The sequence below is a fragment of the Thermococcus celer Vu 13 = JCM 8558 genome (genome assembly GCF_002214365.1).
Taxonomy (GTDB): Archaea; Methanobacteriota_B; Thermococci; order Thermococcales; family Thermococcaceae; genus Thermococcus; species Thermococcus celer.
In genome coordinates this window covers 103984-127625 of the sequence record NZ_CP014854.1, presented here as the reverse complement: position 1 = coordinate 127625, position 23642 = coordinate 103984, and the positions used below count along the sequence as shown (strand labels likewise).

The 23642-nt window shown below is 57.4% G+C and carries 33 protein-coding genes, 4 tRNA genes and 1 pseudogene; 26 read left to right on the top strand and 12 right to left on the bottom strand.

What is annotated here, in order from left to right; genetic code table 11:
• The first annotated feature begins 54 nt into the window (after positions 1-54).
• The 10 genes from A3L02_RS00710 (at position 55) to A3L02_RS00665 (ending at position 3798) form a co-directional block, all read left to right on the top strand.
• Entirely contained in the window at positions 55-420 is a 366-nt protein-coding gene (locus tag A3L02_RS00710; RefSeq protein WP_088862163.1) for a 50S ribosomal protein L18e, read from the top strand.
• Positions 421-426: 6 nt separating this feature from the next.
• The gene (rplM, locus tag A3L02_RS00705) at positions 427-855 is read left to right on the top strand and encodes a 50S ribosomal protein L13 (protein ID WP_088862162.1); all 429 of its coding nucleotides are present in this window, start codon (positions 427-429) and stop codon (positions 853-855) included.
• A gap of 11 nt (positions 856-866) precedes the next feature.
• Complete coding sequence (locus tag A3L02_RS00700) at positions 867-1274, top strand: 30S ribosomal protein S9 (RefSeq protein ID WP_088862161.1); 408 nt, start codon at positions 867-869, stop codon at positions 1272-1274.
• Positions 1275-1310: 36 nt separating this feature from the next.
• Positions 1311-1508 (top strand): DNA-directed RNA polymerase subunit N, encoded by a 198-nt coding sequence (locus A3L02_RS00695; protein WP_088862160.1) that lies wholly within the window; start codon positions 1311-1313, stop codon positions 1506-1508.
• 17 nt (positions 1509-1525) lie between these two features.
• Positions 1526-1603, top strand: a tRNA-Pro gene (locus A3L02_RS00690).
• Positions 1604-1624: 21 nt separating this feature from the next.
• Complete coding sequence (locus tag A3L02_RS00685) at positions 1625-1798, top strand: DNA-directed RNA polymerase subunit K (protein WP_088862159.1); 174 nt, start codon at positions 1625-1627, stop codon at positions 1796-1798.
• 6 nt (positions 1799-1804) lie between these two features.
• Complete coding sequence (locus tag A3L02_RS00680; protein ID WP_088862158.1) at positions 1805-2830, top strand: hypothetical protein; 1026 nt, start codon at positions 1805-1807, stop codon at positions 2828-2830.
• A gap of 13 nt (positions 2831-2843) precedes the next feature.
• Positions 2844-3449 carry a 30S ribosomal protein S2 gene (gene rpsB, locus A3L02_RS00675; protein ID WP_088862157.1) on the top strand — a complete coding sequence of 202 codons (606 nt, stop codon included), beginning with the start codon at positions 2844-2846 and terminating at the stop codon, positions 3447-3449.
• Between the two features lie 39 nt (positions 3450-3488).
• Positions 3489-3576: transfer RNA gene (locus tag A3L02_RS00670), tRNA-Leu, on the top strand.
• Between the two features lie 63 nt (positions 3577-3639).
• Positions 3640-3798 (top strand): 50S ribosomal protein L40e, encoded by a 159-nt coding sequence (locus tag A3L02_RS00665; RefSeq protein ID WP_088862156.1) that lies wholly within the window; start codon positions 3640-3642, stop codon positions 3796-3798.
• Positions 3799-3848: 50 nt separating this feature from the next.
• Here the strand turns inward: A3L02_RS00665 and A3L02_RS00660 are convergent, their stop codons facing one another.
• On the bottom strand, positions 3849-4175 hold the full coding sequence (locus A3L02_RS00660; protein WP_088862155.1) for a PadR family transcriptional regulator: 327 nt from the start codon (positions 4173-4175) through the stop codon (positions 3849-3851).
• A 109-nt stretch (positions 4176-4284) separates the two neighbouring features.
• Here A3L02_RS00660 and A3L02_RS00655 point away from each other — a divergent pair, with 109 nt between their 5' ends.
• Positions 4285-4584, top strand: coding sequence for an FUN14 domain-containing protein (locus A3L02_RS00655; RefSeq protein WP_088862154.1), 300 nt, complete (start codon positions 4285-4287; stop codon positions 4582-4584).
• Positions 4585-4608: 24 nt separating this feature from the next.
• On the top strand, positions 4609-5931 hold the full coding sequence (locus A3L02_RS00650; protein WP_088862153.1) for a lipopolysaccharide biosynthesis protein: 1323 nt from the start codon (positions 4609-4611) through the stop codon (positions 5929-5931).
• Here the strand turns inward: A3L02_RS00650 and A3L02_RS00645 are convergent.
• The 3 genes and pseudogenes from A3L02_RS00645 to A3L02_RS00635 form a co-directional block, all read right to left on the bottom strand.
• Positions 5903-6657 (bottom strand): annotated as a pseudogene (locus A3L02_RS00645) (metallophosphatase family protein). The gene A3L02_RS00650 and the pseudogene A3L02_RS00645 sit on opposite strands and share 29 nt — an antisense overlap.
• A 278-nt stretch (positions 6658-6935) precedes the next feature.
• Positions 6936-7010: transfer RNA gene (locus A3L02_RS00640), tRNA-Cys, on the bottom strand.
• Positions 7011-7029: 19 nt separating this feature from the next.
• A tRNA-Ser gene (locus A3L02_RS00635) sits at positions 7030-7115 on the bottom strand.
• Positions 7116-7255: 140 nt separating this feature from the next.
• Between A3L02_RS00635 and A3L02_RS00630 the strand changes: the two genes are divergently transcribed.
• Positions 7256-7459 (top strand): MoaD/ThiS family protein, encoded by a 204-nt coding sequence (locus A3L02_RS00630; protein ID WP_088862152.1) that lies wholly within the window; start codon positions 7256-7258, stop codon positions 7457-7459.
• 74 nt (positions 7460-7533) lie between these two features.
• On the opposite strand, the gene A3L02_RS00625 is transcribed toward A3L02_RS00630, so the two are convergent.
• A complete protein-coding gene (locus tag A3L02_RS00625) occupies positions 7534-8733 on the bottom strand; it encodes a pyridoxal phosphate-dependent aminotransferase (RefSeq protein WP_088862151.1) in 1200 nt (399 codons plus the stop codon).
• 186 nt (positions 8734-8919) lie between these two features.
• Here A3L02_RS00625 and A3L02_RS00620 point away from each other — a divergent pair, with 186 nt between their 5' ends.
• The 3 genes from A3L02_RS00620 (at position 8920) to A3L02_RS00610 (ending at position 9984) form a co-directional block, all read left to right on the top strand.
• Entirely contained in the window at positions 8920-9165 is a 246-nt protein-coding gene (locus A3L02_RS00620) for a hypothetical protein (protein WP_054833817.1), read from the top strand.
• Positions 9162-9743: a lysine exporter LysO family protein gene (locus A3L02_RS00615; protein ID WP_088862150.1), complete on the top strand. Its 582-nt coding sequence runs from the start codon at positions 9162-9164 to the stop codon at positions 9741-9743. Before A3L02_RS00620 ends, A3L02_RS00615 begins: the two co-directional genes overlap by 4 nt.
• 61 nt (positions 9744-9804) lie before the next feature.
• Complete coding sequence (locus A3L02_RS00610; RefSeq protein ID WP_088862149.1) at positions 9805-9984, top strand: HTH domain-containing protein; 180 nt, start codon at positions 9805-9807, stop codon at positions 9982-9984.
• On the opposite strand, the gene A3L02_RS00605 is transcribed toward A3L02_RS00610, so the two are convergent.
• A complete protein-coding gene (locus A3L02_RS00605) occupies positions 9966-10382 on the bottom strand; it encodes a ferritin family protein (RefSeq protein ID WP_088862148.1) in 417 nt (138 codons plus the stop codon). The genes A3L02_RS00610 and A3L02_RS00605 overlap by 19 nt on opposite strands.
• Positions 10383-10593: 211 nt before the next feature.
• Here A3L02_RS00605 and A3L02_RS00600 point away from each other — a divergent pair, with 211 nt between their 5' ends.
• The 10 genes from A3L02_RS00600 to A3L02_RS00555 all read left to right on the top strand — a co-directional run bounded on the left by A3L02_RS00600 (position 10594) and on the right by A3L02_RS00555 (position 16903).
• Positions 10594-10878, top strand: coding sequence for a 50S ribosomal protein L44e (locus tag A3L02_RS00600; RefSeq protein ID WP_088862147.1), 285 nt, complete (start codon positions 10594-10596; stop codon positions 10876-10878).
• 3 nt (positions 10879-10881) lie between these two features.
• On the top strand, positions 10882-11079 hold the full coding sequence (locus A3L02_RS00595; RefSeq protein ID WP_054833821.1) for a 30S ribosomal protein S27e: 198 nt from the start codon (positions 10882-10884) through the stop codon (positions 11077-11079).
• An 84-nt stretch (positions 11080-11163) separates the two neighbouring features.
• Positions 11164-11991, top strand: coding sequence for a translation initiation factor IF-2 subunit alpha (locus A3L02_RS00590; RefSeq protein WP_088862146.1), 828 nt, complete (start codon positions 11164-11166; stop codon positions 11989-11991).
• Positions 11988-12167, top strand: a complete 180-nt coding sequence (locus A3L02_RS00585; protein WP_088862145.1) for an RNA-protein complex protein Nop10 — start codon at positions 11988-11990, stop codon at positions 12165-12167. The genes A3L02_RS00590 and A3L02_RS00585 overlap by 4 nt, the downstream gene beginning before the upstream one ends.
• 1 nt (position 12168) lies before the next feature.
• Positions 12169-12969 (top strand): proteasome assembly chaperone family protein, encoded by an 801-nt coding sequence (locus A3L02_RS00580; RefSeq protein WP_088862144.1) that lies wholly within the window; start codon positions 12169-12171, stop codon positions 12967-12969.
• 176 nt (positions 12970-13145) lie between these two features.
• A complete protein-coding gene (locus A3L02_RS00575; RefSeq protein WP_088862143.1) occupies positions 13146-13760 on the top strand; it encodes an energy-coupling factor ABC transporter permease in 615 nt (204 codons plus the stop codon).
• Complete coding sequence (locus tag A3L02_RS00570) at positions 13757-14005, top strand: PDGLE domain-containing protein (RefSeq protein WP_088862142.1); 249 nt, start codon at positions 13757-13759, stop codon at positions 14003-14005. The genes A3L02_RS00575 and A3L02_RS00570 overlap by 4 nt, the downstream gene beginning before the upstream one ends.
• A 1-nt stretch (position 14006) precedes the next feature.
• Positions 14007-14666 (top strand): energy-coupling factor transporter transmembrane component T family protein, encoded by a 660-nt coding sequence (locus A3L02_RS00565; RefSeq protein WP_088862141.1) that lies wholly within the window; start codon positions 14007-14009, stop codon positions 14664-14666.
• Positions 14663-15463: an energy-coupling factor ABC transporter ATP-binding protein gene (locus A3L02_RS00560; RefSeq protein ID WP_088862140.1), complete on the top strand. Its 801-nt coding sequence runs from the start codon at positions 14663-14665 to the stop codon at positions 15461-15463. Before A3L02_RS00565 ends, A3L02_RS00560 begins: the two co-directional genes overlap by 4 nt.
• 186 nt (positions 15464-15649) lie before the next feature.
• Entirely contained in the window at positions 15650-16903 is a 1254-nt protein-coding gene (locus A3L02_RS00555; protein WP_237268611.1) for a hypothetical protein, read from the top strand.
• Positions 16904-16962: 59 nt separating this feature from the next.
• On the opposite strand, the gene glmM is transcribed toward A3L02_RS00555, so the two are convergent.
• From glmM to A3L02_RS00525, 6 genes are all read right to left on the bottom strand, one after another.
• Positions 16963-18333, bottom strand: a complete 1371-nt coding sequence (gene glmM, locus A3L02_RS00550) for a phosphoglucosamine mutase (protein ID WP_088862138.1) — start codon at positions 18331-18333, stop codon at positions 16963-16965.
• Positions 18334-18343: 10 nt separating this feature from the next.
• A complete protein-coding gene (locus tag A3L02_RS00545; protein ID WP_088862137.1) occupies positions 18344-18748 on the bottom strand; it encodes a hypothetical protein in 405 nt (134 codons plus the stop codon).
• A gap of 107 nt (positions 18749-18855) precedes the next feature.
• Entirely contained in the window at positions 18856-20238 is a 1383-nt protein-coding gene (locus tag A3L02_RS00540) for a mannose-1-phosphate guanylyltransferase/mannose-6-phosphate isomerase (protein WP_088862136.1), read from the bottom strand.
• Positions 20235-20966, bottom strand: coding sequence for a mannosyl-3-phosphoglycerate phosphatase (gene mpgP / locus A3L02_RS00535; protein ID WP_088862135.1), 732 nt, complete (start codon positions 20964-20966; stop codon positions 20235-20237). The genes A3L02_RS00540 and mpgP overlap by 4 nt, the downstream gene beginning before the upstream one ends.
• 2 nt (positions 20967-20968) lie before the next feature.
• Positions 20969-22150, bottom strand: coding sequence for a mannosyl-3-phosphoglycerate synthase (gene mpgS / locus A3L02_RS00530; RefSeq protein WP_088862134.1), 1182 nt, complete (start codon positions 22148-22150; stop codon positions 20969-20971).
• Positions 22151-22229: 79 nt separating this feature from the next.
• The gene (locus A3L02_RS00525; RefSeq protein ID WP_088862133.1) at positions 22230-23594 is read right to left on the bottom strand and encodes an ADP-specific glucokinase; all 1365 of its coding nucleotides are present in this window, start codon (positions 23592-23594) and stop codon (positions 22230-22232) included.
• Between the last annotated feature and the right edge of the window lie 48 nt (positions 23595-23642).

Sequence of the window (23642 nt, the reverse complement as noted above, 5' to 3'; positions counted from 1 at the left end):
CCCGTTGGACCTGTCGGTTTCCCGCATGCGAGAGAGCGTTAAGGAGGTATGTTCATGGTCAAGAGAACCGGACCCACTGACATCAACCTGAGGAGGCTCATTCGCTACCTCAGAAAGAAATCGAACGAGGAAGGAGTTGGGATATGGAAAGACGTCGCCTGGCGCCTTGAGAAGCCCAGAAGACAGAGGGCCGAGGTCAACGTTAGCAGGATAAACCGCTACACCAAGGAGGGGGACACGGTTATCGTCCCCGGAAGCGTCCTCGGTGCAGGAAAGCTCGAGCACAAAGTCACCGTCGCCGCCTGGAAGTTCAGCGAAACCGCGAGGAAAAAGATACTTGAGGCCGGTGGGGAGGTCCTCACGATCGAGGAGCTCGTCGAGAGAAACCCGAAGGGTAGTGGAGTAACCATAATGGAGTGATGGGCCATGAGGATAATTAACGCTGAAGGACTCATACTCGGAAGACTCGCCTCGAAGGTCGCCAGGATGCTCCTCGAGGGCGAGGAGGTGGTCATAGTCAACGCCGACAAGGCCATCATCACCGGCAACAGGGAGGACGTCTTTGCAAAGTACAAGCAGAGGACCGAGCTGAGAACCAGAACCAACCCGAGAAGGGGCCCGTTCTATCCCAAGAGGAGCGACGAGATAGTCAGGAGAACCATCAGGGGAATGCTCCCATGGAAGACCGACCGCGGCAGGAAGGCCTTCAGGAGGCTCAGGGTTTACGCCGGCCTTCCAAGGGAGTTCGAGGGCAAAGAACTTGAGACCATAATAGAGGCCCACATGTCGAGGCTTGCAACCCCCAAGTACGTTACCGTTGGCGAGGTCGCCAAGTTCCTGGGTGGAAAGTTCTGAGGTGAGAGAAGATGAAGGTCATCCAGACCGCCGGTAAGAGAAAGACGGCCATCGCGAGGGCCACCATCAGGGAAGGAAAGGGTCGCGTCAGGATCAACCACAGACCTGTCGAGATCATCGAACCCGAGATAGCGCGCTTCACCATTATGGAGCCGCTCGTCCTCGCAGGGGAGGAGATAGTCAAGGGCGTTGACATAGACGTCAAGGTCGAGGGTGGGGGCTTCATGGGTCAGGCAGAGGCGGCCCGCGTGGCCATCGCAAGGGCCCTCGTGGAGTGGACCAACGACATGAACCTCAAGGAAAAGTTTATGAAGTACGACAGGACAATGCTCGTCGGGGACAGCAGGCGCACCGAGCCGCACAAGCCCAACCGCTCGACCAAGGGTCCGCGCGCCAAGAGGCAGAAGTCCTACCGCTGATGGCTTTCCTTTAATTCATTCGAGAAGGTGATACGGGTGATAGTTCCCGTAAGGTGCTTCACGTGCGGAAGGGTCATAGGGGACAAGTACTACGAGTTTAAGGCGAGGGTAGAGAAGGGTGAGGACCCCGAGAAGGTGCTCGACGACCTCGGGGTCGAGAGGTACTGCTGCAGGCGGACCCTGCTGAGTCACGTTGAGCTCATAGACGACGTGATGGTTTACAAGGTATACTGAAAAACCGCATTTCTTGGGGGGCCGTGGGGTAGCTTGGTCTATCCTCCCGGCTTGGGGTGCCGGAGACCCGGGTTCAAATCCCGGCGGCCCCACCAAAATTTGCACGGGTGGTTGGAATGTTCAGGTACACGAGGTTTGAAAAGGCCCGCATTATAGGGGCGAGGGCGCTCCAGATAGCGATGGGCGCACCCCTGCTCATCGACGTCCCGGAAGGAATCACGCCGCTCGAGGCCGCACTGCTTGAGTTTGAGAAGGGAGTGATCCCACTAACCGTAATCAGGCCGAGCTGATGAAAAATGACGGTAATAGAGAACGTAATTGGCAGGGTTACGGTGCTCAAGGGGGGCAGGTACTCCGTTGAAGTGGACGTCGTAACGAGCTCCGGCTTTGGAAGGTTCGCCGCCCCCGTGGATGAGAACCCGGCCCTGTACATAGCCGAGGCCCACAGGGCCGTGAGCGAGGTGGACGAGATAATCGGACCCGAGCTCATGGGCTTCGACGCCAGCGAGCAGGAGCTCATAGACAGTTACCTCTGGGAGATAGACGGAACCGAGGACTTCAGTCACATCGGTGCCAACACCGCGCTGGCGGTTTCGATAGCCGCCGCCAAGGCCGCCGCGGGCGTCAAGAGGATGCCCCTCTACGGTTACATAGGCGGCACCTTCACGACCGAGCTGCCCGTCCCCATACTGGAGATGGCGAGGGGGGAGAGCTTCGACTACTACGTGATGGTCAGGGATTTGATGGAGATAACCGACGTCGTCGATGCCCTCAATAAGGTATTGGAGTATGCACGGGGTGGAACCGTGGAGGCCTTTTCGGAGGCGACCGAGAGGGCCACCGATGAACTCGGCCTCGAAGTCGCCCTCGGCCTCGTGCAGAAGGTTCCCATGGGAATGGAGGAAGTGCTCTCCATAGTCGAGGACAACAACGTGGCTTACATAAAGCCCCTTGGCAACGAGGAGCTCTTCCTCGAGTTGATAGCGGGCACCCACGGGGTGTTCGTCGACGGCGAACACCTCTTCCGCGAGAAGGATGTACTCGACAGGCGCTACTACAACGCCCTGTCCGTAAAACCCATAAACCTCGGTACGCTCACCGACTTATACAACCTCGTGAACGATGCCAAGTCGGAGAGGATAACCCCCATCCTCGCGGAGGCTCGCTACGAGTCCTCCGACGAGGCACTGGCCCACCTTGCAGTGGGTCTCCGCTGTCCGGCGATGGTACTTCGCTCGGATTCCATCGCCAAGCTGAACGAGCTGATAAGAATAGCCGAAGATCTGGGTGAAAGGGGTAGGATAATAACCTTTGAAGGATGAGGAGGTGTGAAGGATGGAGGAATACCTTGTTCCACTCGACCAGTACCTTGCCGCGGGTGTCCACATCGGCACCCAGCAGAAGACCCAGGACATGAAGAAGTTCATATACCGCGTCAGGCAGGACGGCCTCTACGTCCTTGACGTCAGGAAAACCGACGAGAGGCTCCGGACGGCCGGTAAGTTCCTCGCCAAGTTTGATCCGACCAGCATACTCGCGGTCAGCGTCAGGCTCTACGGTCAGAAACCCGTCAAGAAGTTCGGGGAGGTCACCGGTGCCAGGGCCATCCCAGGCCGTTTCCTGCCGGGGACGATGACCAACCCGCAGGTAAAGAACTTCATAGAGCCGGACGTCCTCATAGTAACGGACCCGAGGGCCGACCACCAGGCCATGAAGGAGGCCATCGAGATCGGGATCCCGATAGTGGCCCTCGTCGATACCGAGAACTTCCTCAGCTACGTTGACCTGGCGATCCCGACCAACAACAAGGGAAGAAAAGCCCTTGCGCTCATCTACTGGATCCTCGCGAGGGAGATCCTCTACAACAGGAAGGAGATAGAGAGCAGAGAGGACTTCAAGGTTCCGGTTGAGGAGTTTGAGATGAGGATAGTGAGGACCTGAGGGGAAAGCTTTTAATCCCCCTCGCTTACTCTCCCTCGCGCGGGGGTGCCCGAGCCTGGCCAAAGGGGGCGGACTTAAGATCCGCTGCCGCAGGGCTGCGCGGGTTCGAATCCCGTCCCCCGCACCAAAGCTTTAAAAATCGTCTGCTGTACCTGTGTTGGATTTGAATTAAGATCATGGGGTGATCACGATGGCGAGATTCCCAGAGGCTGAGGCAAGGATATTTAGAAAGTACGTCTGCATGCGCTGTGGCGCTACCAATCCCTGGGGAGCAAAGAAGTGCAGGAAGTGCGGTTACAAAGGTCTTCGCCCGAAGGCCAGGGAACCGCGCGGTGGAATGGGACGCTGAGGGCGTTGGCCCTCAAAGGTTTCTCTTTTGGGCTCCTCCCGTTCTCTGGGTCATCCTTTGAGTTTTGAGAGCATGTTCTCGAGAAAAGCCACACCCTCCTCAAAGAGCTTTTCACCCTCGGGTGTGAGTCTGTAGTACTTCCTGGACGGTTTCCCGGTCTCGCTCTCCTGCCACTCCGCGGTAACGTACCCCTCCTTCTCCAGCTTGTAAAGGACCACGTAAGAGCTGACGGTTGCGGGTTCGAAGTCGAAGGCCTCCTTTATCCTCTCCTTGAGCTCGTAGGCGTACATGGGCCTCTCCTTCAAAAGCCTCAGGATGTAGAGCCACAGAACCTCCTTCGTTATCTTATTTTTGAGCCTCTCCATGGGGGTCGTCATTCCTCACACCCACTTTTATGCTTTAGAAATATTTTGGAGTTGTGTAATTTAAGCGTTTTGGCAAAAAGGTTTTATCCCCACAATGCCAACGTATTGTGGGTGGTTATAAATGGATCTAAGCGTGGCTGGAATTACGGGTGACGTGGGAGTCGGAGCGGTGGCAGGTTTCCTGACGGGATTCGCCCTGAAGAAGGTTATGAAGATAGCGATGGCCTTAATAGGTGCCTACCTGCTCAGTCTCTTCTGGCTTCAGCAGAAGGGCGTGATAACGATAAACACGGACAAGCTGTTCAACCTTACCGGTAATTTGACATCCCAGGTGGTTTCCCTCAGTCAGAAGGCAATCGGCATCCTCCCGGGTACGGGGGCGTTCATAGCCGGCTTCTACCTCGGTTTCCAAAAAGGTTAAATTTCTCCCTTCCTCTCTCCATCCATGAGCTACGAGCGTCGGGTCATTCTGCGTCATTCACTGGCATCGGTGGTTGCCCTGGGTCTCACCGGCCTCGGCAGATTTTTGTACAGTGCAATGGTGGCAAGGCGTTTTGGCCTCGAGGAGCTGGGTACCGCTAACTCCCTCCTCTCAAAGGCCTTCTTCATAGCCATACCGTTGAGCTTCTTTGCCGTGGCCCTCGGTAAGTACACCTCCGAATTTCTGGGAACCAGGGGTCAGGACTCAATACGCTCCATGACCCTTCCCTCGTTTCTCCTCCCCCTAACGGGTCTTTTCCTGCTTCCGGTTAACGCGTACCTGGGGATCATCGCAGCCCTCCGGGGAGTTCAGCTGACCCTCAGGAGTTTCCTCTACGGTATGCACAGGGGGGAACACTACGCGTACATAATAACTCTATCCTTCGCGGGGTTCCTGGTGGGATTTTTATTCCAGAACGTCTTTGCGCCATATCTACTTTTCTTTGGGCTGATAGCCCTTTTTGCCGCCGGGTATCTGGTGAAGTTCAACCTGATCGGGATGCCCCGGGGCGAGGAGATGAGGCTCCTCGTCTCGTATTCATCCTTCGCTTTCCTCGGCACCCTCTCGGGGGTCTTTCTGGTACAGGGACCCTATTTCATGGGCGAGTACCTCGCCGGCCCGGAGGTTGCTGGGAATGTATCGGCGATACTCTCAACGGCGTTTCTCCTGACGTACCTCCCCCAGGTCCTCCAATCGGCCATGATGCCCCTCTTCTCCTACGAGTACGGACGGAACGAGAAAAACTACGTTAAACTTATGGCCGAGGAGACGACGTCCCTTCTGATACTGATCATCGCCGTTGTGGTGTTCCCCCTCATGTTCCCGGGCAGGGAGATCCTCTCGGCAACGTTCGGTTTCGACGTTGGTCCGGCCTTTTACCTCGGTCTCATGGCAGTGGAGGTTTACATCGCCTACAACCCGAGTATAGTTGCCCTAAACGCCACCGCGTACGTTAGGAGGGGGACCCTGGTGGCGCTTCTCGGTGCCTCTACGGCCCTCGCTTCGTGGTTTTACCTCATACCCGCCTTTGGAGCGATGGGCGTGATGATGGGCCTGATGTTCGGTTACGGCGTCATACTCGTGGGTGTTGCCCACTACGCACGGATACTCCTTGGGGTGTCCCCCAGGCCATACGTTTCGCTGGCCGTCGCGCTGTTCCTCCAGTCCCTCGCCTTCCTTTCAAGGTACGCCCCCTTGGTGGGCCTTCCGCTGTTCCTTCTTTACAATAGAAGGGAGGTGAGGGAAGGGATAAGCCTGCTCAGATCTTTCCGCGGTAGAGGACCTTAACGAGGTCCTCGGGCAAACCTTCCCGACGTATCCTGTCCTCGATCAGTTTCTTGTCGTAATCGACCTCTATGAACTTGGTGTGGAGGGTATCAACGTCCACGAGGGCGAAGGTGGCCCTGTGTTCCTTCCCAGGCGGGAACCCGATGCTCCCCGGGCAGATAACCCTGCCGTAGCGCGTCATCGCGTTGACTGGGTACTTCGGCGAGGCCACGAAGAGCACCTCGTAGTTTCTCATGGGGCGCATTATCGCATCGTAATAACTCGTGGGCTGCTCCGGAAGGACCACTCCCCTGAACGGGTCGATGGGGCTGCCGTACACACCGAATATATCGTTCTTACCTATTTTGTCCACGAGGTATACTGGCAGGTCACGTATGAATTCCTTGCCCTCGTGACCGAGGTTCTCCCACGTGTACTTCAAGCCCAGCTTGACGTACTCGGGTAGTCCACGCGGTCGATGTAGTCCGGCCCCTCGGCGTGGGGATCGCTCTCGGCTATAACCTGGTCGAACTCACCCCTGATCACCTTAACGCTGTTGTTCTCCATGAGGTCGTTGAGGACGTCCAGGACCTCCCTCGGGTAGGGAAACAGGCCGACCACGTTTCCGATTATGTAGTATTTCTCGATCTCGTACCCCTCTTCTTTCAGCGCTTCTATCTTTTCAAGGGCCTTTGCAAGGGCAGGGAAATTGCCGTTAACGTTCGCCAGAACCGCAACGTACACCATCTTTCCACCTCCCGCATTTTTCTTACCATAATTGACTAAAATTGCCATGGTATTTAAAGGTTTTGGAGTTCGGAACCGGGACAAAACTTTGCAAGAGAAGGCCGTTATTCCGGGCTCTGAAGGAGCGCCATTTAAAAGAAAACCCCCATTGTACAAAGATTTCTAACATCAAATTTCGAATTCAAGGGCCCTTTTATAGTGCAAACACATCGAAACTACCCATTGAACAGGAAACACAACCTTTCCGTCAACGCTTTCGTAAAAAAGGGTTGATGTGGTGGAGCCGGGACCGGGATTTGAACCCGGGTGGAAGGGATCTGCAGTCCCTCGCCTCGCCTCTAGGCTATCCCGGCATTCGACCCGAAGAAAGTATGGCGCCGCGGAGGGGATTTGAACCCCTGTGGGCAACGCCCACCGGCTTAGCAGGCCGGCGCCCTACCAGGCTAGGCTACCGCGGCACTCCACCGTCCACGTTATATGAGCGGGAGGGGGTTTTTAAGTTTTTTGGACGCGAAGCCGTGCACGGGATCGGCGGTTAACCCGCGTGAAGCGACTTAAGCTTATAAATCCTCCAATCTATCCCCAACCGGTGATGGCGATGATAAGGGTGAAGGTCCTCGGGAGGGGAGTGGAAAAGGAAATCGAGTGGCGGAAGGGTATGACGATTAAAGACGTCCTCCACGAGCTCGGCTTCAACACGGAGAGCGCCATAGCGAGGCTCAACGGAAGGGTCGCCCTCGAGGACGAGAGGGTGAAGGACGGGGATTACGTCGAGGTTATCCCGGTCGTTTCGGGAGGATGATCCTCTCCCTCCGCCCCGACTGAATACTACGATGCACCGTGAGAGAAAGACTGGAGAAAAGGAAATACAGAAGTTCACTCTGCGAGCCTCTTCTTCATGAAGGTCTCGAAGTTGTTCATCGCCTCCTCGAGCACCTCGACCGGCGGCAGGAACACTATCCTGAAGTGCCACTCTCCGGCCTTTCCGAAGCCGGAACCGTGAACGAAGAGCACGTGGGCCTCGTGGAGGGCATCCAGGACGAATTCCTTGTCGTTCTTCCACTTTGAGCGCTCCTCTATCCTCGGGAAGATGTAGAACGCCCCCTGCGGCTTGGTAGTGCTTATTCCGGGGATCTCCTGAAGGCGCTTGTAGATGTAGTCCCTCCTCTCCTTGAGTTTGGCCATGTAATCCTCAAGGTAGTCCATCGAGCCTGTTAAGCCAGCTATGGCGGCGAACTGGGCGGGGGTGCTGGGGCATATCCTTATCCGCGCCATCTTGTCTATCGCTTCCCTGACCTCCTCGAGTTTGTTCTCGGGGTCGACGTAGTAGAAGTAGCCCAGGCGCCATCCCGTGGCGAAGTAGACCTTGGACATGCCGTTCATCACAATAACCGGAACGTCCTTCGTGAGCGAACCCGGGGAGACGTGCTTCCCCGCGTAGGTCATGAGGTCGTATATCTCGTCGCTTATCACCGGCAGGCCGTACTCGCCGGCCAAATCGAGTATCTCCTTAATCGTCTTCTTCTCGTAGAGCGCCCCCGTCGGGTTGTTCGGGTTTATGAGGGCTATGGCCTTCGTCCTCTCGTCGATTCTCTTCCGCATATCGTCTACGTCCGGTTGCCAGCCGTTCTCCTCGACCGTCAGGTACTCCCTCGGCTCTGCGGCGTAGAATTTCACGAGACCCACGTAGGGGGGATAGCTCGGGCTCGGGACGAGTATGTTGTCGCCCGGGTTGAGGAGGGAGCCGAATATGAGCTGGAGCGCCTCTGTAACCGCCGCCGTAACCCTGACGTCGTCGGCGGTTATATCGACGCCGTTTTTCTCCCTCTCCCGTTGAACCACGGCCTCCCTCATCTCGGGCAGGCCCTCGCTCGGACCGTAGTAGTTGTGCCCCTCCTGAATTGCCCGACAGTAGGCGTCCCTCATGTGCTTCGGTGGCTGGAAGTCGTACTTTCCGGGGTCGCCTATGTTGAGCCGGATGACCTTTACGCCCTTTTTCTCAAGCTCCCTCGCGGGGAGAACGACGTCTCTGATGGCGTACTCAATACCCATGGCCCTCTCGGATGCACGAATCATGTGAATCACCGTTTGAGTTTGGGTGATTCTCGTAAAAACCTTTGCCCGCATAGGTTTAAAAAGAAGCGGGGATACAGGATTCCGGGCGATGACGATTAGCAAGCATGCTGAAGGCTCACGGATGATGACGTGAACACCCACCGAGCCCCTCGATACGTTTATTAACCTTCAGAGGAAGGTTTTTCCATGAACATCTTCGTCCCACTAATCGCGGGGATCCTAATCGGCTACGCGCTCCGCAGAGGGGGACGCAGGGTGAACCTGGACGTTCCGATGAGCGCCGCCCTCCTGCTCCTGATATTCTTCATGGGGGTGAAGGCCGGTGAGGTTAAGGTGGACGCCCTCTGGCTCCTCGTTTCATCCGTTCTCTTTGCCATCCTGACCATAGCCGGGAGCATCGGGATGGCCCTCATTGTGGGTGATGGGAAATGAGGTTCATTCTCTACGTCCTGTTCGCACTGATCGTGGGGGCCCTCGTGGGGCACCTGTACTCCCCGGGGTTCGGCAACCTCTACGAGCTCGTGCTCTACCTGCTGATACTGATAATCGGAATCGACCTCGGGCAGAACTTCAGGCTAAAGGAGATCAGGCGGATGGGGAGGCTGGCCATAAAACTGCCCCTCGCCACCCTTACCGGGTCTCTCCTCGGCGGTCTCCTCGCTTCCCTGCTCCTCGGGATAGGACTCAGATGGGGCCTGGCGGTTGCGGCCGGTTGTGGCTGGTACTCCCTCACGGGACCCCTGATAGCTCAGTACTCGGCAGTCTACGGCACCCTGGGTTTCCTCGCCAACCTGACGAGGGAGATGTTCACGGTTCTCCTGTATCCCCTCGCTATCAAGAGGGTTGGAAAAGAGGCGGCGGTTTCAATGGGGGGCGCTACAACCATGGACACGACACTCCCCCTAATGACGAAGTTCGGGGGGAGCGAGGTTGCGCTGATAGCTTTCGTCCACGGCTTCGTTCTCACCGCACTGGTGCCGTTTGTGGTTCCGTTCATACTGGGTTTCTGACCAATAATCTTTTAAATTCAAACATCTTAGGTTTCATCAACAAACAGAAGGGGTGAGAGGGATGGTGGAGGTTGAGCTTGTTTTCAAGGTTCTGAAGGAAGCGGGAAAACCTCTGAAGAGCAAGGAGATAGCCGAGCTCGCGGGAATCGACAAAAAGGATGTCGATAAGGCCATCAAAGTCCTCAAGAAGGAGGGTAGGATAATCTCCCCGAAGCGTTGCTACTATGCCCCGGCGGAGTGAGCGTTTTTATCTTTTTCCAATTCCTCTACGAGCTCCTGCAAACTTTTCCGAGCCTTTATTTTTGAATGGACTTTGTACTCATTTTCAACGAATGCGTAATGCTCTCCTTCATCCTCTGCAATCTCGAGAAAGATGCGTTTATATTCAACGTTGGCAGTAATTTTCCCCAGATAAGTGTAAATTTCCTTCGCAAGCATTTCTGCCTTCATCGCGATTTCGAGAATATCAAGGTAGTCTTTCACGCTCCTTAACTTGTACTCCCTTTCCTCAAATATTGTCCCCCAACTATCGAAGGGAACCTTTGGGGGCTGTTCTCCCGGGAAGAGAGCGCTAAATGTATCCATACGCTTCTTGTGGTGTGATTCCCTTACTTTTTCTCTAATCTCCACCCTTTTCATATACTCCTCAAGGGGGTCCCCATCTAATCCCCGCCTCCGTTAACGTTCGCAGCGGTTCCATTATGGATAACCCATTGTATCTAAGCCTTACCCTACAGAAACATTTTAAAGGGTTTCATGGTAGGGGAGCATGCAGGCACTATCATGCCTCATGGCGCGGGGGTGTCCGAAGGCAGTAGGAGCCCACCGGGCCTCTGTTGGAGGTGAGAGAATGAAGTATCCGAAGAAGATAAGGACCTACTGCCCCTACTGCAAGAAGCACACGATCCACAAGGTCGAGAAGGTCAAGAAGAGACCGAGGAGCGAGCTCAGCCAGGGCCAGAGGCGTTTCAGGAGGATAATGAAGGGTTACCGCGGTTTCCCGAGGCCGAACCCGGCCGGAAGGGAGAAGCCGGTCAAGAAGCTCGACCTCAGGTTCAGGTGCACCGTCTGCGGCAAGGCACACACGAGGGGACAGGGCTTCCGCGTTAAGAAGTTCGAGATGGTGGAGGTGTGAAGTATGGCGCTCCCGAAGAACCTCATCCCGATGCCGAAGAGCCGCTTCCTCAGGGTGAAGTGCATCGACTGCGGCAACGAGCAGATAGTCTTCAGCAATCCGTCGACCACCGTCAGGTGCCTCGTCTGCGGCGCGACCCTCGTCGAGCCGACCGGCGGAAAGGGCATCCTCAAGGCCAAGGTTCTCGAGGTTCTCGAGTGAACCTCTCCCTCTTTTCGTTCTCCTAAACTTTAAATACCTCTTTTCGTAACTTACCCCGGCAGAGAAAATTGTGAGGTGGTTAAAATGCCGAGGAAAGCCAAGGAGTATCCCGAAGAGGGGGAGTTCGTCGTCGCTACCGTCAAGAACATTCACCATTACGGTGCGTTCCTCAAGCTTGACGAGTACCCCGGAAAGGAGGGGTTCATGCACATAAGCGAGGTGGCCTCGACCTGGGTAAAGAACATCAGGGATTACATCAAGGAGGGCCAGAAGATAGTCGCGAAGGTCATCCGCGTTGACCCGAGCAAGGGCCACATCGACCTAAGCCTGAAGAGGGTGAACCAGCAGCAGAGGAAGGCCAAGCTCCAGGAGTACAAGAGGGCCCAGAAGGCGGAGAACCTGCTCAAGATGGCCGCTGAGAAGATGGGGAAGGACTTCGAGACCGCGTGGAGGGAGGTCTGGGTCCCCCTTGAGGAGGAGTACGGGGAGGTCTACGCCGCCTTCGAGGACGCCGCCCAGAACGGAATGGACGTTCTCAAAGGCCTCATAAGCGATGAGTGGATAGAGGCCCTTAAGCCCATCATAGAGGCCTACGTGGAGATACCCACGGTCACCATCGACGCGGAGTTCGAGATAACCGTTCCAACCTCCAACGGGATCGAGACCATCAAAGAGGCCCTGATAAGGGCGAGGGACCGGGCAAACGAGGAGAAGGAGATAGAGGTCAGGTTCTCCTACCAGGGTGCCCCGAGGTACAGGATCGACATCACCGCCCCGGACTACCACAGGGCCGAGGAGGTTCTCGAGGAGGTAGCCGACGAGATCCTCAGGGTCATAAAGGAAGCCGGTGGCGAAGCGACCCTCATCAGAAAGGAGAAGCGCATCAAGAAGATCAAGAGGAGAGGGCAATGAGGTTCCGCATAAGGAAGTGCCCCGAATGCGGAAGGTACACCCTCAAGGAGGTCTGTCCGGTCTGCGGTGCTAAAACCAAGGTGGCCCATCCGCCGCGCTTCTCGCCGGAGGATCCCTACGGGGAGTACAGGAGGCGGCTGAAGCGCGAGGAGCTGGGTATAGCTCGGAGGGGTTGAGATGAAGGAGTCCGTTATCTACGTGTATGAGAGGCCCGAACTCAGGGACCCCGTCTTCATAGAGGGTCTCCCCGGGATCGGCCTCGTTGGAAAGCTGGCCGCCGAGCACCTCATCCAGGAGCTCAACGCCGTTAAGTTCGCCGACCTCTACTCGCCGCACTTCATGCACCAGGTCCTCATAAAGAAGAACTCCGTCGTGGAGCTCATGAAGAACGAGTTCTACTACTGGAGGAACCCGGACGAGAACGGCAGGGACATCGTAATCATCACCGGGGACCAGCAGGTTGCACCGACCGACAGCCCCGGCCACTTCGAGGTCGTTGGGAAGATGCTCGACTTCGTCAACGAGTTCGGCGTCCGCGAGATAATCACCATGGGCGGCTACCAGGTACCCGAGCTCCAGGGGGAGCCGAGGGTTCTCGCCGCCGTAACCCACGAGGAGCTGGTCGATTACTACAAGAAGAAACTCGAGGGTTGCCAGGTTGAGGTTATATGGCGCGAGGACGAGGGGGGCGCGATAGTCGGTGCCGCGGGTCTGCTCCTCGGCATGGGCAAGCTCCGCTCGATGTACGGGGTAAGCCTCCTCGGCGAGAGCCTTGGCTACATCGTCGACGCGAAGGCCGCGAAGTCAGTCCTCCTTGCGGTGACGAAGATCCTCGATCTCGAGCTCGACATGACCGCCCTCGAGGAGCGCGCCAGGGAGACGGAGGAGATACTCCGGAAGGTTCAGGAGATGCAGAGGGCCATGCTGGAGCAAGGGATGCCCTCCACCCCCGAGGAGGAGGACAGGGGCTACCTCTGAGGGCCCCTTTTCTTTTGAGTCTTTTGGAGTTTACTTCTGGGGTTTATCCCGAAACCGGGTTCTACCGCCGGTACCCTTTACTCCCAAACCTTTGGTTGATAACACCCAGTTCAAGAAATGCTTTTATCTGGTGTCACGTTTCAATATATTGATAACACCAAACGGGGGTGTCGGGTTTGCACATACCGGACGGACTGCTGAGCGCGCCGGTGATAGTTATCACCTACGCGATAACGGTACTGGCGGTTCTCTACGCCTCTAAAAAGCTACGGAACTTTCCGGAGGAGAGGATACCCCTTTTAGGTCTCTTCGCCGCCGGAATCTTCGCGGCCCAGATGGTCAACTTCCCGATAATCGGAGGGGTGAGCGGGCACCTGCTGGGGGCGACGCTGGTCGCGATAATCCTCGGGCCCCACGCATCCGTTATCGTCATGACCTCGGTGCTGTTAATACAGACGCTCCTCTTCGGCGACGGCGGGATAACGGCCATAGGGGCCAACATCCTCAACATGGGGCTCGTGGGGGCTTTTGTGGGCTACGGAATCTACTCAAGGTTCAGGGGGATCAACGAGACCCTGGCCACCTCACTCGCCGCATGGTTCTCCGTCGTCCTGGGCGCTGCCCTCGCGTCCGTTGAAATAGGCCTCAGCCACAGCCTCCCCTTCCTCAGGGTTCTCGCCCTGATGGTCGGCTACCACTCGATAATCGGAATCGGCGAGGCGGTACTCACCGTCCTGATAGTCCACGCCGTAAGGGCAAAGCTCCCGTCGATGGAGGTGGTGCCGGCATGAGGGTGGTCTTCAAAGGGCTCGCCCTCATAGCCCTTTTGCTCGCGATCGTCCTTCCGCTCGCGTCGAGCAATCCAGACGGCCTTGAGGCCACGATGGAGAAGGTCGGCCTCGAGGAGAATCCCCTCTACCACGCCCCCTTGAACTACGGGTCAACATGGGGGCAGGGCGTGCTCATGGGGTTGCTTGGAATAACCCTGGCATTCGGGGTTTCCTACGGTCTGGCAAGGCTCTTCAGGGGGGCGTGAGTTGTACCTTCTTTTCATCTTCCTCTACGCGATTGGGGTCGTGACGAGGAAAAGCCCGGCGGAGCTGGCCTATTTCGGAGCTGTTTTCCTGATGGTTGTCATCCTCATGAGACCGAGGAGAGGCTTTCTCAAAAAACTCGGCTTCCTCCTCGGCTTTGAGGGTTTGCTCTTCATCCTGGCGCTCTTCAACCCCGGGAGACCCCTCCTGAACACCCCGCTCGGACCGATAACCCACGAGGGGGTGGGTTCTTTTCTCATGCTCCTTGGAAAGGCGTTCCTCTCGGCCGGAACGGCCGTCGTCGTGGTGAACTCCGCGGGGTTTTCAAGGATCCTCGCCGAGATGAAAAGGTTGAGGTTCCCGCGGGTACTCGTCCTCACCCTCGCCTTCACCTACCGCTACCTCGACCTCTTCGCGAGAGAGGCGGTGAGAATGAAGCGGGCCCTCGACTCAAGGGCCTTTGGGGTTGGCAGGATGGAGTACTACAGAAGGCTCGGCTCCCTTATCGGGGAGGTGTTCGTCAGGGCGTACCTAAGAAACGGGAGGATACACCGGGCGATGCTCTCTCGGGGCTTCGGGGAGTTTCCAGCGCTGGAGGAACCCGGGCCGAGCTTTCAAACGCTGGCATTGGTTCTTCTCTCTCTGGGGGGTCTGCTGGTATGATAGAGCTCAGGGGGGTTCACTTCTCCTACCCTGGCAGGGAGGTGCTCCGTGGGGTGGACCTCAGAATCGAGAGGGGTGAACTGTTCGGCCTCCTCGGGCCCAACGGAGCGGGCAAGAGCACCCTCATCCTTCACCTCAACGGCGTACTCAAACCGAAGAAGGGGAAGGTTCTCGTGGAAGGCCTCGACCCCGCGGAGAAACCGAGGGAAGTGCGGAGGAAGGTCGGGGTGGTCTTTCAGGATCCCAACGACCAGCTGTTCTCGCCGACCGTGTTCGAGGACGTCGCCTTTGGCCCCTACAACCTCGGCCTTCGCGGGGAAGAGCTAAGGGAGAGGGTCCTTTGGGCCTTACGGGCCGTTGGAATGGAGGACTACGCCGACAGGGAGACGAAGGAGCTGAGCTTCGGTGAGAAGAAGAGGGTGGCGATAGCGACGGTCTTGGCGATGGAGCCCGAGGTGGTAGTCCTCGACGAGCCCTTCGCCAACCTCGACCTGGGCGGTAAAAGAACCATGAGGGATGTGATAATGAGTCTCAGGGCCCGGGGGAAGACGGTGGTACTGGCCTCTCACGAGGCCCACTACCTCTCGCTCTGCGACAGGGTGGCCCTGATGGACGCGGGGCGAATAGTAACCGTTGGGAAACCTGGGGAGATACTCGGGAACCCGGAGCTTCTGAGGAAGCACAACCTCGACGTCCCCCCTCTGGCCGAGCTCTTCCTGAGCCTGGGCCTGCCGGTTCCCCGGACTGTGGAGGAGGGGAAGAGACTGCTGGAAGGGTGGAGAAGGGGAGGGTATTGACGGTTTTATGTTTAAATCAGGTCGTTTGAACAGTTAGATTACCACAAATTTTAAGAATACTTTTCGCGTTAGTTACAATGGTGACCGTTGGTGAGTAGGATAATTAGAATATTGTTGATGTTGCCCTTAATAACACTTCTAATAGCAACATACGCATCGGCGGAATGGGCCCCGCCCGGGAACGGAATGGTCGTGGTTTTGACTGACGAGCACGGAAAGGTTCTAAGGGGTTTCTCCGGGGACTACGAGGTTCAGGTTCAGGTCGACGTTGCCACGCCCTCGGGCATCAAACCCCTCGGCCACTACAGGATCAAGCGCTCCGGATTCTGGAAGTTCGACACCACGGGGAGCGTTTTAACAGTGAAGGGCCTGCGGAAGGTCCTTCCCCGGATAACCGAGGAAAAAAGATACGGTGTCAGGTTCTCCGTGTGGATCGTGGACAGGGAGAACGGCGTTCTTCACAGGGGGATCGGCTCAACATTCCTATCCGCGGCGGATCTTGGGGGTGTTTCCAAGAGGGTTAAGGTCGCGATTTTTGAGGAGGAGCCTCTTCCAAAGCCCGCCCGCGAGGGAGGGTACTACTACGAATGGAGACCGGCGGATGACTCCTGGGAAGCCAGTCGCTACCTTAAGGTTCCCCTGCTGATCATCGACAACAGGGACGGGAAGGGAAAACTTCAGGGTTCAATCTCCCTTGATGGGGAGTACAGAACGCAGTTCTCAGCCACCTTAGCTTACGGAACAGACCTTGAAGCGAAGTTCGGGAACGGGGATCCTGTTAAAGCCCTCTCCTCCGCGGTAACCATCTACGGGAAGAGATGGGTTCCCATGGAGGGGAAGTACTACTTCTACCGGGCCGTGGACGTTCCAAAGGGCGACGTTGGTTACGTGTACCTGTGGGCCAGGCCGTATTACAGGCACGAGAAGGAGTACATCTGCGCGGAGGGGATGGGGGCCTACGGTTGCAGTGAGACCGGAAAGGAGAGGATAGACGTCGGAATCTACGATGTGAAAGCGGAGAAGGGAGCCAACGGGTACATAATAGACGGGGGAACCGCCCTGGGGAGCCCGAGCTTCGGTCAGGCGTTCTTCAGTTTTACGCGGGAGTATATCCGGTACCCCCTGAGGAGCAACGAGGGAGTATCCATGAGGTATCTCTTCAGTGGAATGGGCGGAAGTTGCGGTGTCAGGTTCGGGGTGGGGGTTCCCGTTGGGGCCATTGCGGTTGCCTTCGGTGCGCCCGCCCCCGTTGCCGGGCTCGTTGCGTCCGTTCAGTACGAAAAAGCGGGAAGCGTCTCAATAGGCGGGGGAATACAGAATTACGAACAACCCATAACGCTCCGTGCCTTTAAGAGCCCCCAGAGGTACAGGTTCAAGACCGGCTGGTTCAGCTCCTGCTCCGTTGGGGTTCCCTTTGGTCTCTACGTAAGGGGCGGTTGACCTTTCCCATCCCTCCCGTTATTTTCCAAGACGTCGGTTGTGTAGAAAGAAGCGGGGCGCTAAGCCCCGACCGCTTCCTCCAGAAGCTTCAGCCCAAGTTCGAGGTACTCCTTCGCCTTTCCCTCCTCCTTCGCCTCGCTGAAGACCCTGATTATCGGCTCGGTGCCGCTCGCCCTCACGAGAACCCACCCGTCCGGGAAGAGGATTTTCGTCCCGTCGGTGGTGTCGACCCTGTAACCCTTCTCCCCCGCGAGTTCTGCAACCCTCCCGACCACCGCTTTCCTGTCGCCGTCGACCCTCCTCTTCGTCTTGAACTGGTAGTAACGCGGTAGCTCATCTATCAGCTCACTGAACCTCTTCCCCGACTTCGCGAATATCTCGACTATCTTGGCGGTGGTCATCGCCCCGTCCCTGCCGAGGACGAAGTCCGGGAAGATCACTCCACCGTTCTCCTCCCCGCCTATGGTTCCGTCGTTCTCGAGCAGGGCCCTCGCGACGATGAGGTCGCCGACCTTCGTCCTCATCACCCGGGCGTTGTTCCTCTTAGCTACATCGTCGAGAAGGTTCGAGGTGGCCACGGTCGTGACGAGCAGTCCCCCGCCCCTCTCCCTGAGAACCGCGTCCGCCACGAGGGCGAAGGTCTTGTCGCCCTGTATGAACCGCCCGTTCTCGTCTATGAAGACGGCCCTGTCGGCATCGCCGTCCTGGGCGACCCCGAAGTCCGCTCCGAGGGCCTTCACGATCTCCTTGAATTCTTTCAGGTTCTCCTCGTTCGGCTCGGGGTTCCTCGCCGGGAAGTGCCCGTCGGGGTGGGCGTTCACGCTGACGACCTTACAGCCAAGCTCTCTGAGGAGGTAGGGGAGGGTGAGACTGCCTGCGCCGTTGGAGGTGTCGACGACCACGAAGGGCCTTCTCGCCTTTATCGCCTCGACGTCCACCCTGCCCTTTATCGCCTCTATGTAGGGTTTTATTACGTCCTCCTTGCGCACCTCCCCGATTTCATTCCACTTCGCCCTCTCGAAGTCCCCGCTGAAGAAGATCTCCTCGACGATTGCCTCCCTCTCCTTCTTCAGCCCCATGCCGTTGGGCTCGAGGAGCTTTATGCCGTTGTACTCCGGGGGATTGTGGCTGGCGGTTACCACCGCTCCACCGTCCGCTCCAAAGTGGTCCGTAGCGAACTGTATCGCCGGGGTCGGGGCTATCCCAACGTCTACGACGTCGCAGCCAACGCTGAGTAGCCCGCTTATGAACGCGTCCTTGAGCATCTCCCCGCTGACGCGGGTGTCCGTTCCGATCACCACGAGGGGCTTCTCCCTTCCCTCGCGTTTGAGCAGCGTCCCGAAGGCCATGCCCAGTTTGAGGGCGAACTCCGGTGTTATCTTCTCGTTCGCTATTCCCCTGACGCCAAACGTTCCGAACAGCCTTCCCATTGAAATCACCTCACGTTAATGCGTTTGCAAAGTTGATTATCACCAGGACGAATGTGTAGAGCCCGTAGACGAACGCCCCGGCCTGTATCAGGGAGATTAGTACTTTCAGCGGCTTCCACCTCCCCGAGAGCAGGGGGACGGGCAATCCTATCAGTATCGCGGCGAAGAGGTAGAGCACGGAGTTCCTTATAGCCGGGTAATCCATGGGCAGGTTCACCCGGGGGTATTTTACCGTAACGCTCTGCCCCTGAACGGTGATGGGTATGCTGACGTTCTGGAGGCCAACGACGATTACGTAGGCCATTATTAGCACGAAGAGCAGCGTGGGTAAAAGGCTGAGCGAGAGGGACGAGACGGCCGAGCTGAAGCGCTCCCACCCGTCCCCGCAGTTCTTCTCCTTTTTCTCTTTGCCCATCCTCACTCCCTCCCGAACAGTCCTTGTTAATGCGATTACCGGTGGAAAATAAAAGACTGGCTATTTTCTCTTTTTCTTTTCCGCCAGCGCTTTCCCAAAGGGCTGTATCACTCCCTCCCGAAGTCGTCCTGGAAGCGGACAATGTCGTCCTCACCGAGATACTCCCCAATCTGCGTCTCAATGACCTCAAGCGGGACCCTCCCCGGATTGCTCAAACGGTGAACCGTCCCCGCAGGAATGAAAGTACTCTCCCCCGGGCGCAGGAGCATCCGCTTATCCCCGTTGATAACCTCCGCCGTGCCCCTCACAACCACCCAGTGCTCGGAGCGGTGATAGTGCATCTGCAACGAGAGCTTCTTTCCGGGCTTCACCGTGAGGCGCTTTATCTTGTACCTGTCACCCTCCTCAAGAACGGTATAACTCCCCCACGGTCTGTAAGCGGTTCTGTGCACGATGGCACGCTCATCCCCCCGCTCCACGAGCTTCCTGTAAACCTCCTTGACCTTCTGGCTCTCACCCTTCCTCGCCACGAGGAGCGCATCGTCCGTGTCGATGATGATGAGGTCCTCCACCCCAACGGTCGCGGTGAGCCGTTCCGTCATGATGAGGTTGCCCCTCGAGTCAACCGTTATGTACTCGCCCCTTCTTCCGTCCACCCTGAGGGCGTTCCCGTTCCCGTCCTTCTCCATGACCTCGTAGATGGCATCGAAGCTCCCGAGGTCGTTCCAGTTGGCCCTGAGGAGCACGACGGCGGCCTTGTCCGTCTTCTCCATTACACCGTAGTCCACCGAGAGGTCCGGCACGAGTTCATAGGCCTCCTCTATGCTCTCCGCCCTCTCGAAGGCCTCGTAAACCTCCGGGGCGTGCCTCCTCACTTCTTCGGTGAAGAGTTCCGTGTCGAACATGAACATTCCGCTGTTCCAGAGGTAGTTCTCCTCGATGTAACGCTTCGCGGTCTCGAGGTCGGGCTTCTCCTTGAACTCCTCGACGGTGAAGCCACCCTCGAGCTTCTTCCCGGGTTTTATGTAACCGTAGCCCGTGTGCGGCCTCGTGGGGATTATTCCGAAGGTGACGAGGTGCTTTCCGGCGAGCTTCTCCGCCCTCTCAAACGCTTCTCTGTAGTGTTCATTGGCCTCGATGAGGTGGTCGCTGGGGAGGACGGCAACGCGGGATTTTCCGAACTCCTCCTCGACCCGTTTTATGCCCCAGTAGATGGCGGGGAGCGTGTTCTTTCCGACGGGCTCGAGCAGGATGTTCTCCTCCGGAACGCTGACCCCGAGCTCGTCGAGGTCATCGCTAACGCGGAATTTGTACTCCCTGTTGGTGACGATGAACACTTCTTCGGGCTTTGAGAAGAGGAGGGCGCGCTTCACGGTCTTCTGGAAGAGGGATTCGTCGTCGAATATTCTTATGAATTGCTTGGGCATGAGCTCTCTGCTGAGCGGCCAGAGCCTTGTTCCTTTCCCCCCGGCGAGGATCAGCGTCTTCATAACACCACCTCCAGGAGTTCGTTCATGGAGCTTATATTCCTACCCCTCCTGTAACGGAGGGTTCCTACGGTGAAGGGGTGATCAACAACCTCGAGGAGCGGAAGGTCGTTCTCCCCGTCGCCGACGGCGTAGCTCTCGACCCTCCCAAGGCGGGAGTACATCCTCAGCAGCTCCCGGGCGGCACGGCCTTTATCGGTGCTCCCCGTTACGCCGATGAACCTGCTCCCCCTTGACACCCTCAATCCCGCCCTGGAGAGGGACTCTTCGAAGCCGGATTTTTTCCACGCGAATATCGTCTCGCTGTAGTCCCGCATCATCGCGAGCCTCGCCAGGCTCTCGGGCAGGCCCGTGAAGGAGGTGACCTCACCGAGCGTGCAGTTCCCGTAGTACTTGAGACCGTATTCGGGGGCGATCTTATCGAGAACGGTCTTTATCCGGTCGTACCTCTCACCCAGTTCGATAACGGTGTATTTTCCCCTTCTCCTCCCGGGAACCTCGAAGGGGAAGTAACCGTCGGGGATGAAGATCGCACTCCCGTTCTCCACCACGAGCGGCCCCCTCAACCTCCAGGCCTTCCTGTAGTGCTCCTGCTCCGCGAAGGTCTTGGAGGAGTTGAGGATGACCTCAAAACCCGCGTCGAGCAGGGCGCGGATTATCGGTTCCGCAGGCTCGGGGGAGTAGTCGTCGCCGAGGAGGGTTCCGTCGAGGTCCAGGAAGATCACCCTCATTCTCACACCTCGAAGCGAAGGAGCGTTTCTGCGTTGTCCTCAAGGGTTTTCATCCATCCTTTAACGTCTATGCCCTCGATGGGCGGCATGACCATCGGTTTCGGCGGTTCCTCGTTCTCACCGATTAAACCGTGGAGGCGTAGCTCCCGGAGGATGTTGCGCTTAAGGTTCTCCGTGGCGAGCCCTGAGTGATAGATGGTCCCCAGGGAGCTCAGTATCATATCCCTGACGTGCTCCTTCCCCTTGTCCTCGTGCAGGTGCGGATTTAGGGTCTCTATCTGGAATACCTCAACGCCCTGATCGTAGACTTCCGTGTGGGGATCCGCGCCCCACCTGCCGAACGTCTCGAAGAGGTACACCAGCTCGAAGGGCTCTATGGAGTACCCTGTGGAGAAGGGCATTATCTCCGCCAGCTTCAGGCTCATCGCGTGCTCCCCCGCGTTCCCGGTGACGATGATGCTGGTCTCGAAGTTGGTCGCCACGCCGAACAGGGCGTTCATGTAGCGGTTGGTTATCTCGCTCACGCGTCCCCACTTCTTGAAGTAGAGCCCCCTGGTGCTGACCTTCGGCTTGTGCCTCCAGCTCAGGCGAACCATCGAGTACTCGCTCTCGCTCATGAGCAACCCGGCCGCGTAGTCCTTAACGTACTCGTTTACCGAGCCCGGGATGTAGTTGTCGGCATCGACGAAACCCACGTATCTTGCCCCTATGGCCTTCGCGAGGAGGATACCTATCAGCATCCCCTCACCTTTACCGCTCCTCACGGTTCCGTTCTCACCTAAGATCTCGGTGTATCCTGCCTCCCGGAAGGCCTCGGCGACCCCTGCGTCCTTCTGGTGAACCATTATTATGCGAGACCGGGTCAGGTTGTAGAAGTGCTTGACCAGGTCGACCTCCTGTTTAAATAGGTTCGGTCCCTCCCTCCTGCTGTTCGAGACTACGATTATGGGGCACTGGTGCGGTATCGCCTTCAGCACCCCGTCGACCAGCTGGAGCTTCTCGTTCCTCATCGGAACCACTATCGCCATGTCCTCGAGGATGCCGTAGATGTCCTCCCGGGGGATGTTTTTGACGGTGAAGCTCCCGACGTCTCGCGTCTGGGTGTCCAGCTTGAGGACCTTCTGGACCTCGTAAACCTCAACCGCTCCGAACAGCTCCTTGTAAACCGGAGCCTCCAAAAGCAACTCACTCACCCCTGCTAATTTTTGGAGATGAAAAGGAAATCCCGCAAAAATTTTGGAAAACCTACATAAAAGGTTTTTTCTACGGGCGCAGTGCGAACTCGCCGACGAATGCCGAGCTCGAGATGGTGTCGCCGATCCCCACGGTACTCTTCGGTTTCGCCACTATCTTCGTCGGGACGAACGATAGCTGGTAACCTCCGACCTCCGCGATGCCCCTCTCCATGCCGTACGCTTTGGCCAACCTCTTCTCCACAGCCATCGCCTTTTCGTTCACCGGCACGTCCATGGCCCTGACGATATCGTCTATGGAGCGGACGTCGCCGAGCTTCGCCTTGGCGGCCGCGGCTAACGAAGCGAAGAGCAGCGCGTCCCTCACGAACTCGCCCTTGTAGGCGGTGAGTGCCAGGTAGTAACCGTAGGTGTGGAAGTGTATCCTCCTAACGCCGGTTTTCTCCGCCAGCTTGAGCATCGCCCCGGTTACCACAACTGGGTCAACCGGGTCGCTTGCGAGGAGCTTTTCCCTCAGGCCCTTCTCCCCCAGAACCTCCATTATCGAGGCCATCTCGACCTCGTTCAGGCCGACGCTGTGGAAGGAACCGAGCAACCCGACGAGCGCTTTCCTGACGGTCTCGTCTGCGGTAAAGGCGAACTCGAGGTGAACCGGAACGTTCCTCTCCCCCAGGACCTCCAAGTGTCGTTTCAGCTCCTCGAAGGGCTCGCGGTAGTTCTCCCGCCTGAGGGCCTGAAGGCCACTGATGATACCCAGTTCAGCCTTCTCCGCTATCTCCTCGAAGTGCTCCCTGAACTCGGGCCGTATGTAAACGTTGGGGTTGTAGTCGTCGGCCGAGCCTATGAAGCGGTTCTCCCTCGGCGCCCGGAACTCAAAAACCCCGAAGCCCCTCGGGAACTCGTAGATGTAGTGGAAGCAGTTCTCCTCGTCCCCGGCGAAGTCCCTCGGGTGAACGAGCCTCAGCCTTCCGTCCTCAACCTTTGGAACGTGTATCGGGCCCTCCTTGAAGAGCCCCGCCTGGAGCCTCGAGAGCTGGGGGACGTGGGCTATCACCGGAACGCCGTAAACACCGCCCAGGAGGTTGGCCATAATGCCGACCTGACCGCCCATCCGGAGCTCGTCCCAGCCCCAGCGTTTCATGTAAAAACGAACCGTACAGCTCTCGACGAAGAGTTCCGCCGCCTTTCCCCGCTTAACGCTCCAGAGTATCCCTCCGAGGAGTTCCCCGATGGAGGTTATCCTCTCCGGAAGCTCCTCCGAGTACCTCAGAACCTCATCCTTCCCGGCTTTCTCTATCCTCCCCTCCAGGTCGCCGGAATCGAGGTACCTTATGGCGTCGATGTTCGTGTTGTACGCGAGGAGAACTTCCCCGACCCTCCCGATGTTCTCGCGAACCTTGTTGAACGCGGATGAGTAGAGAGCGTCCCAGGGCATTGTATCACCAGGAGTGATGTAACGATAAAAAGTTAATAAGGGTTGCGG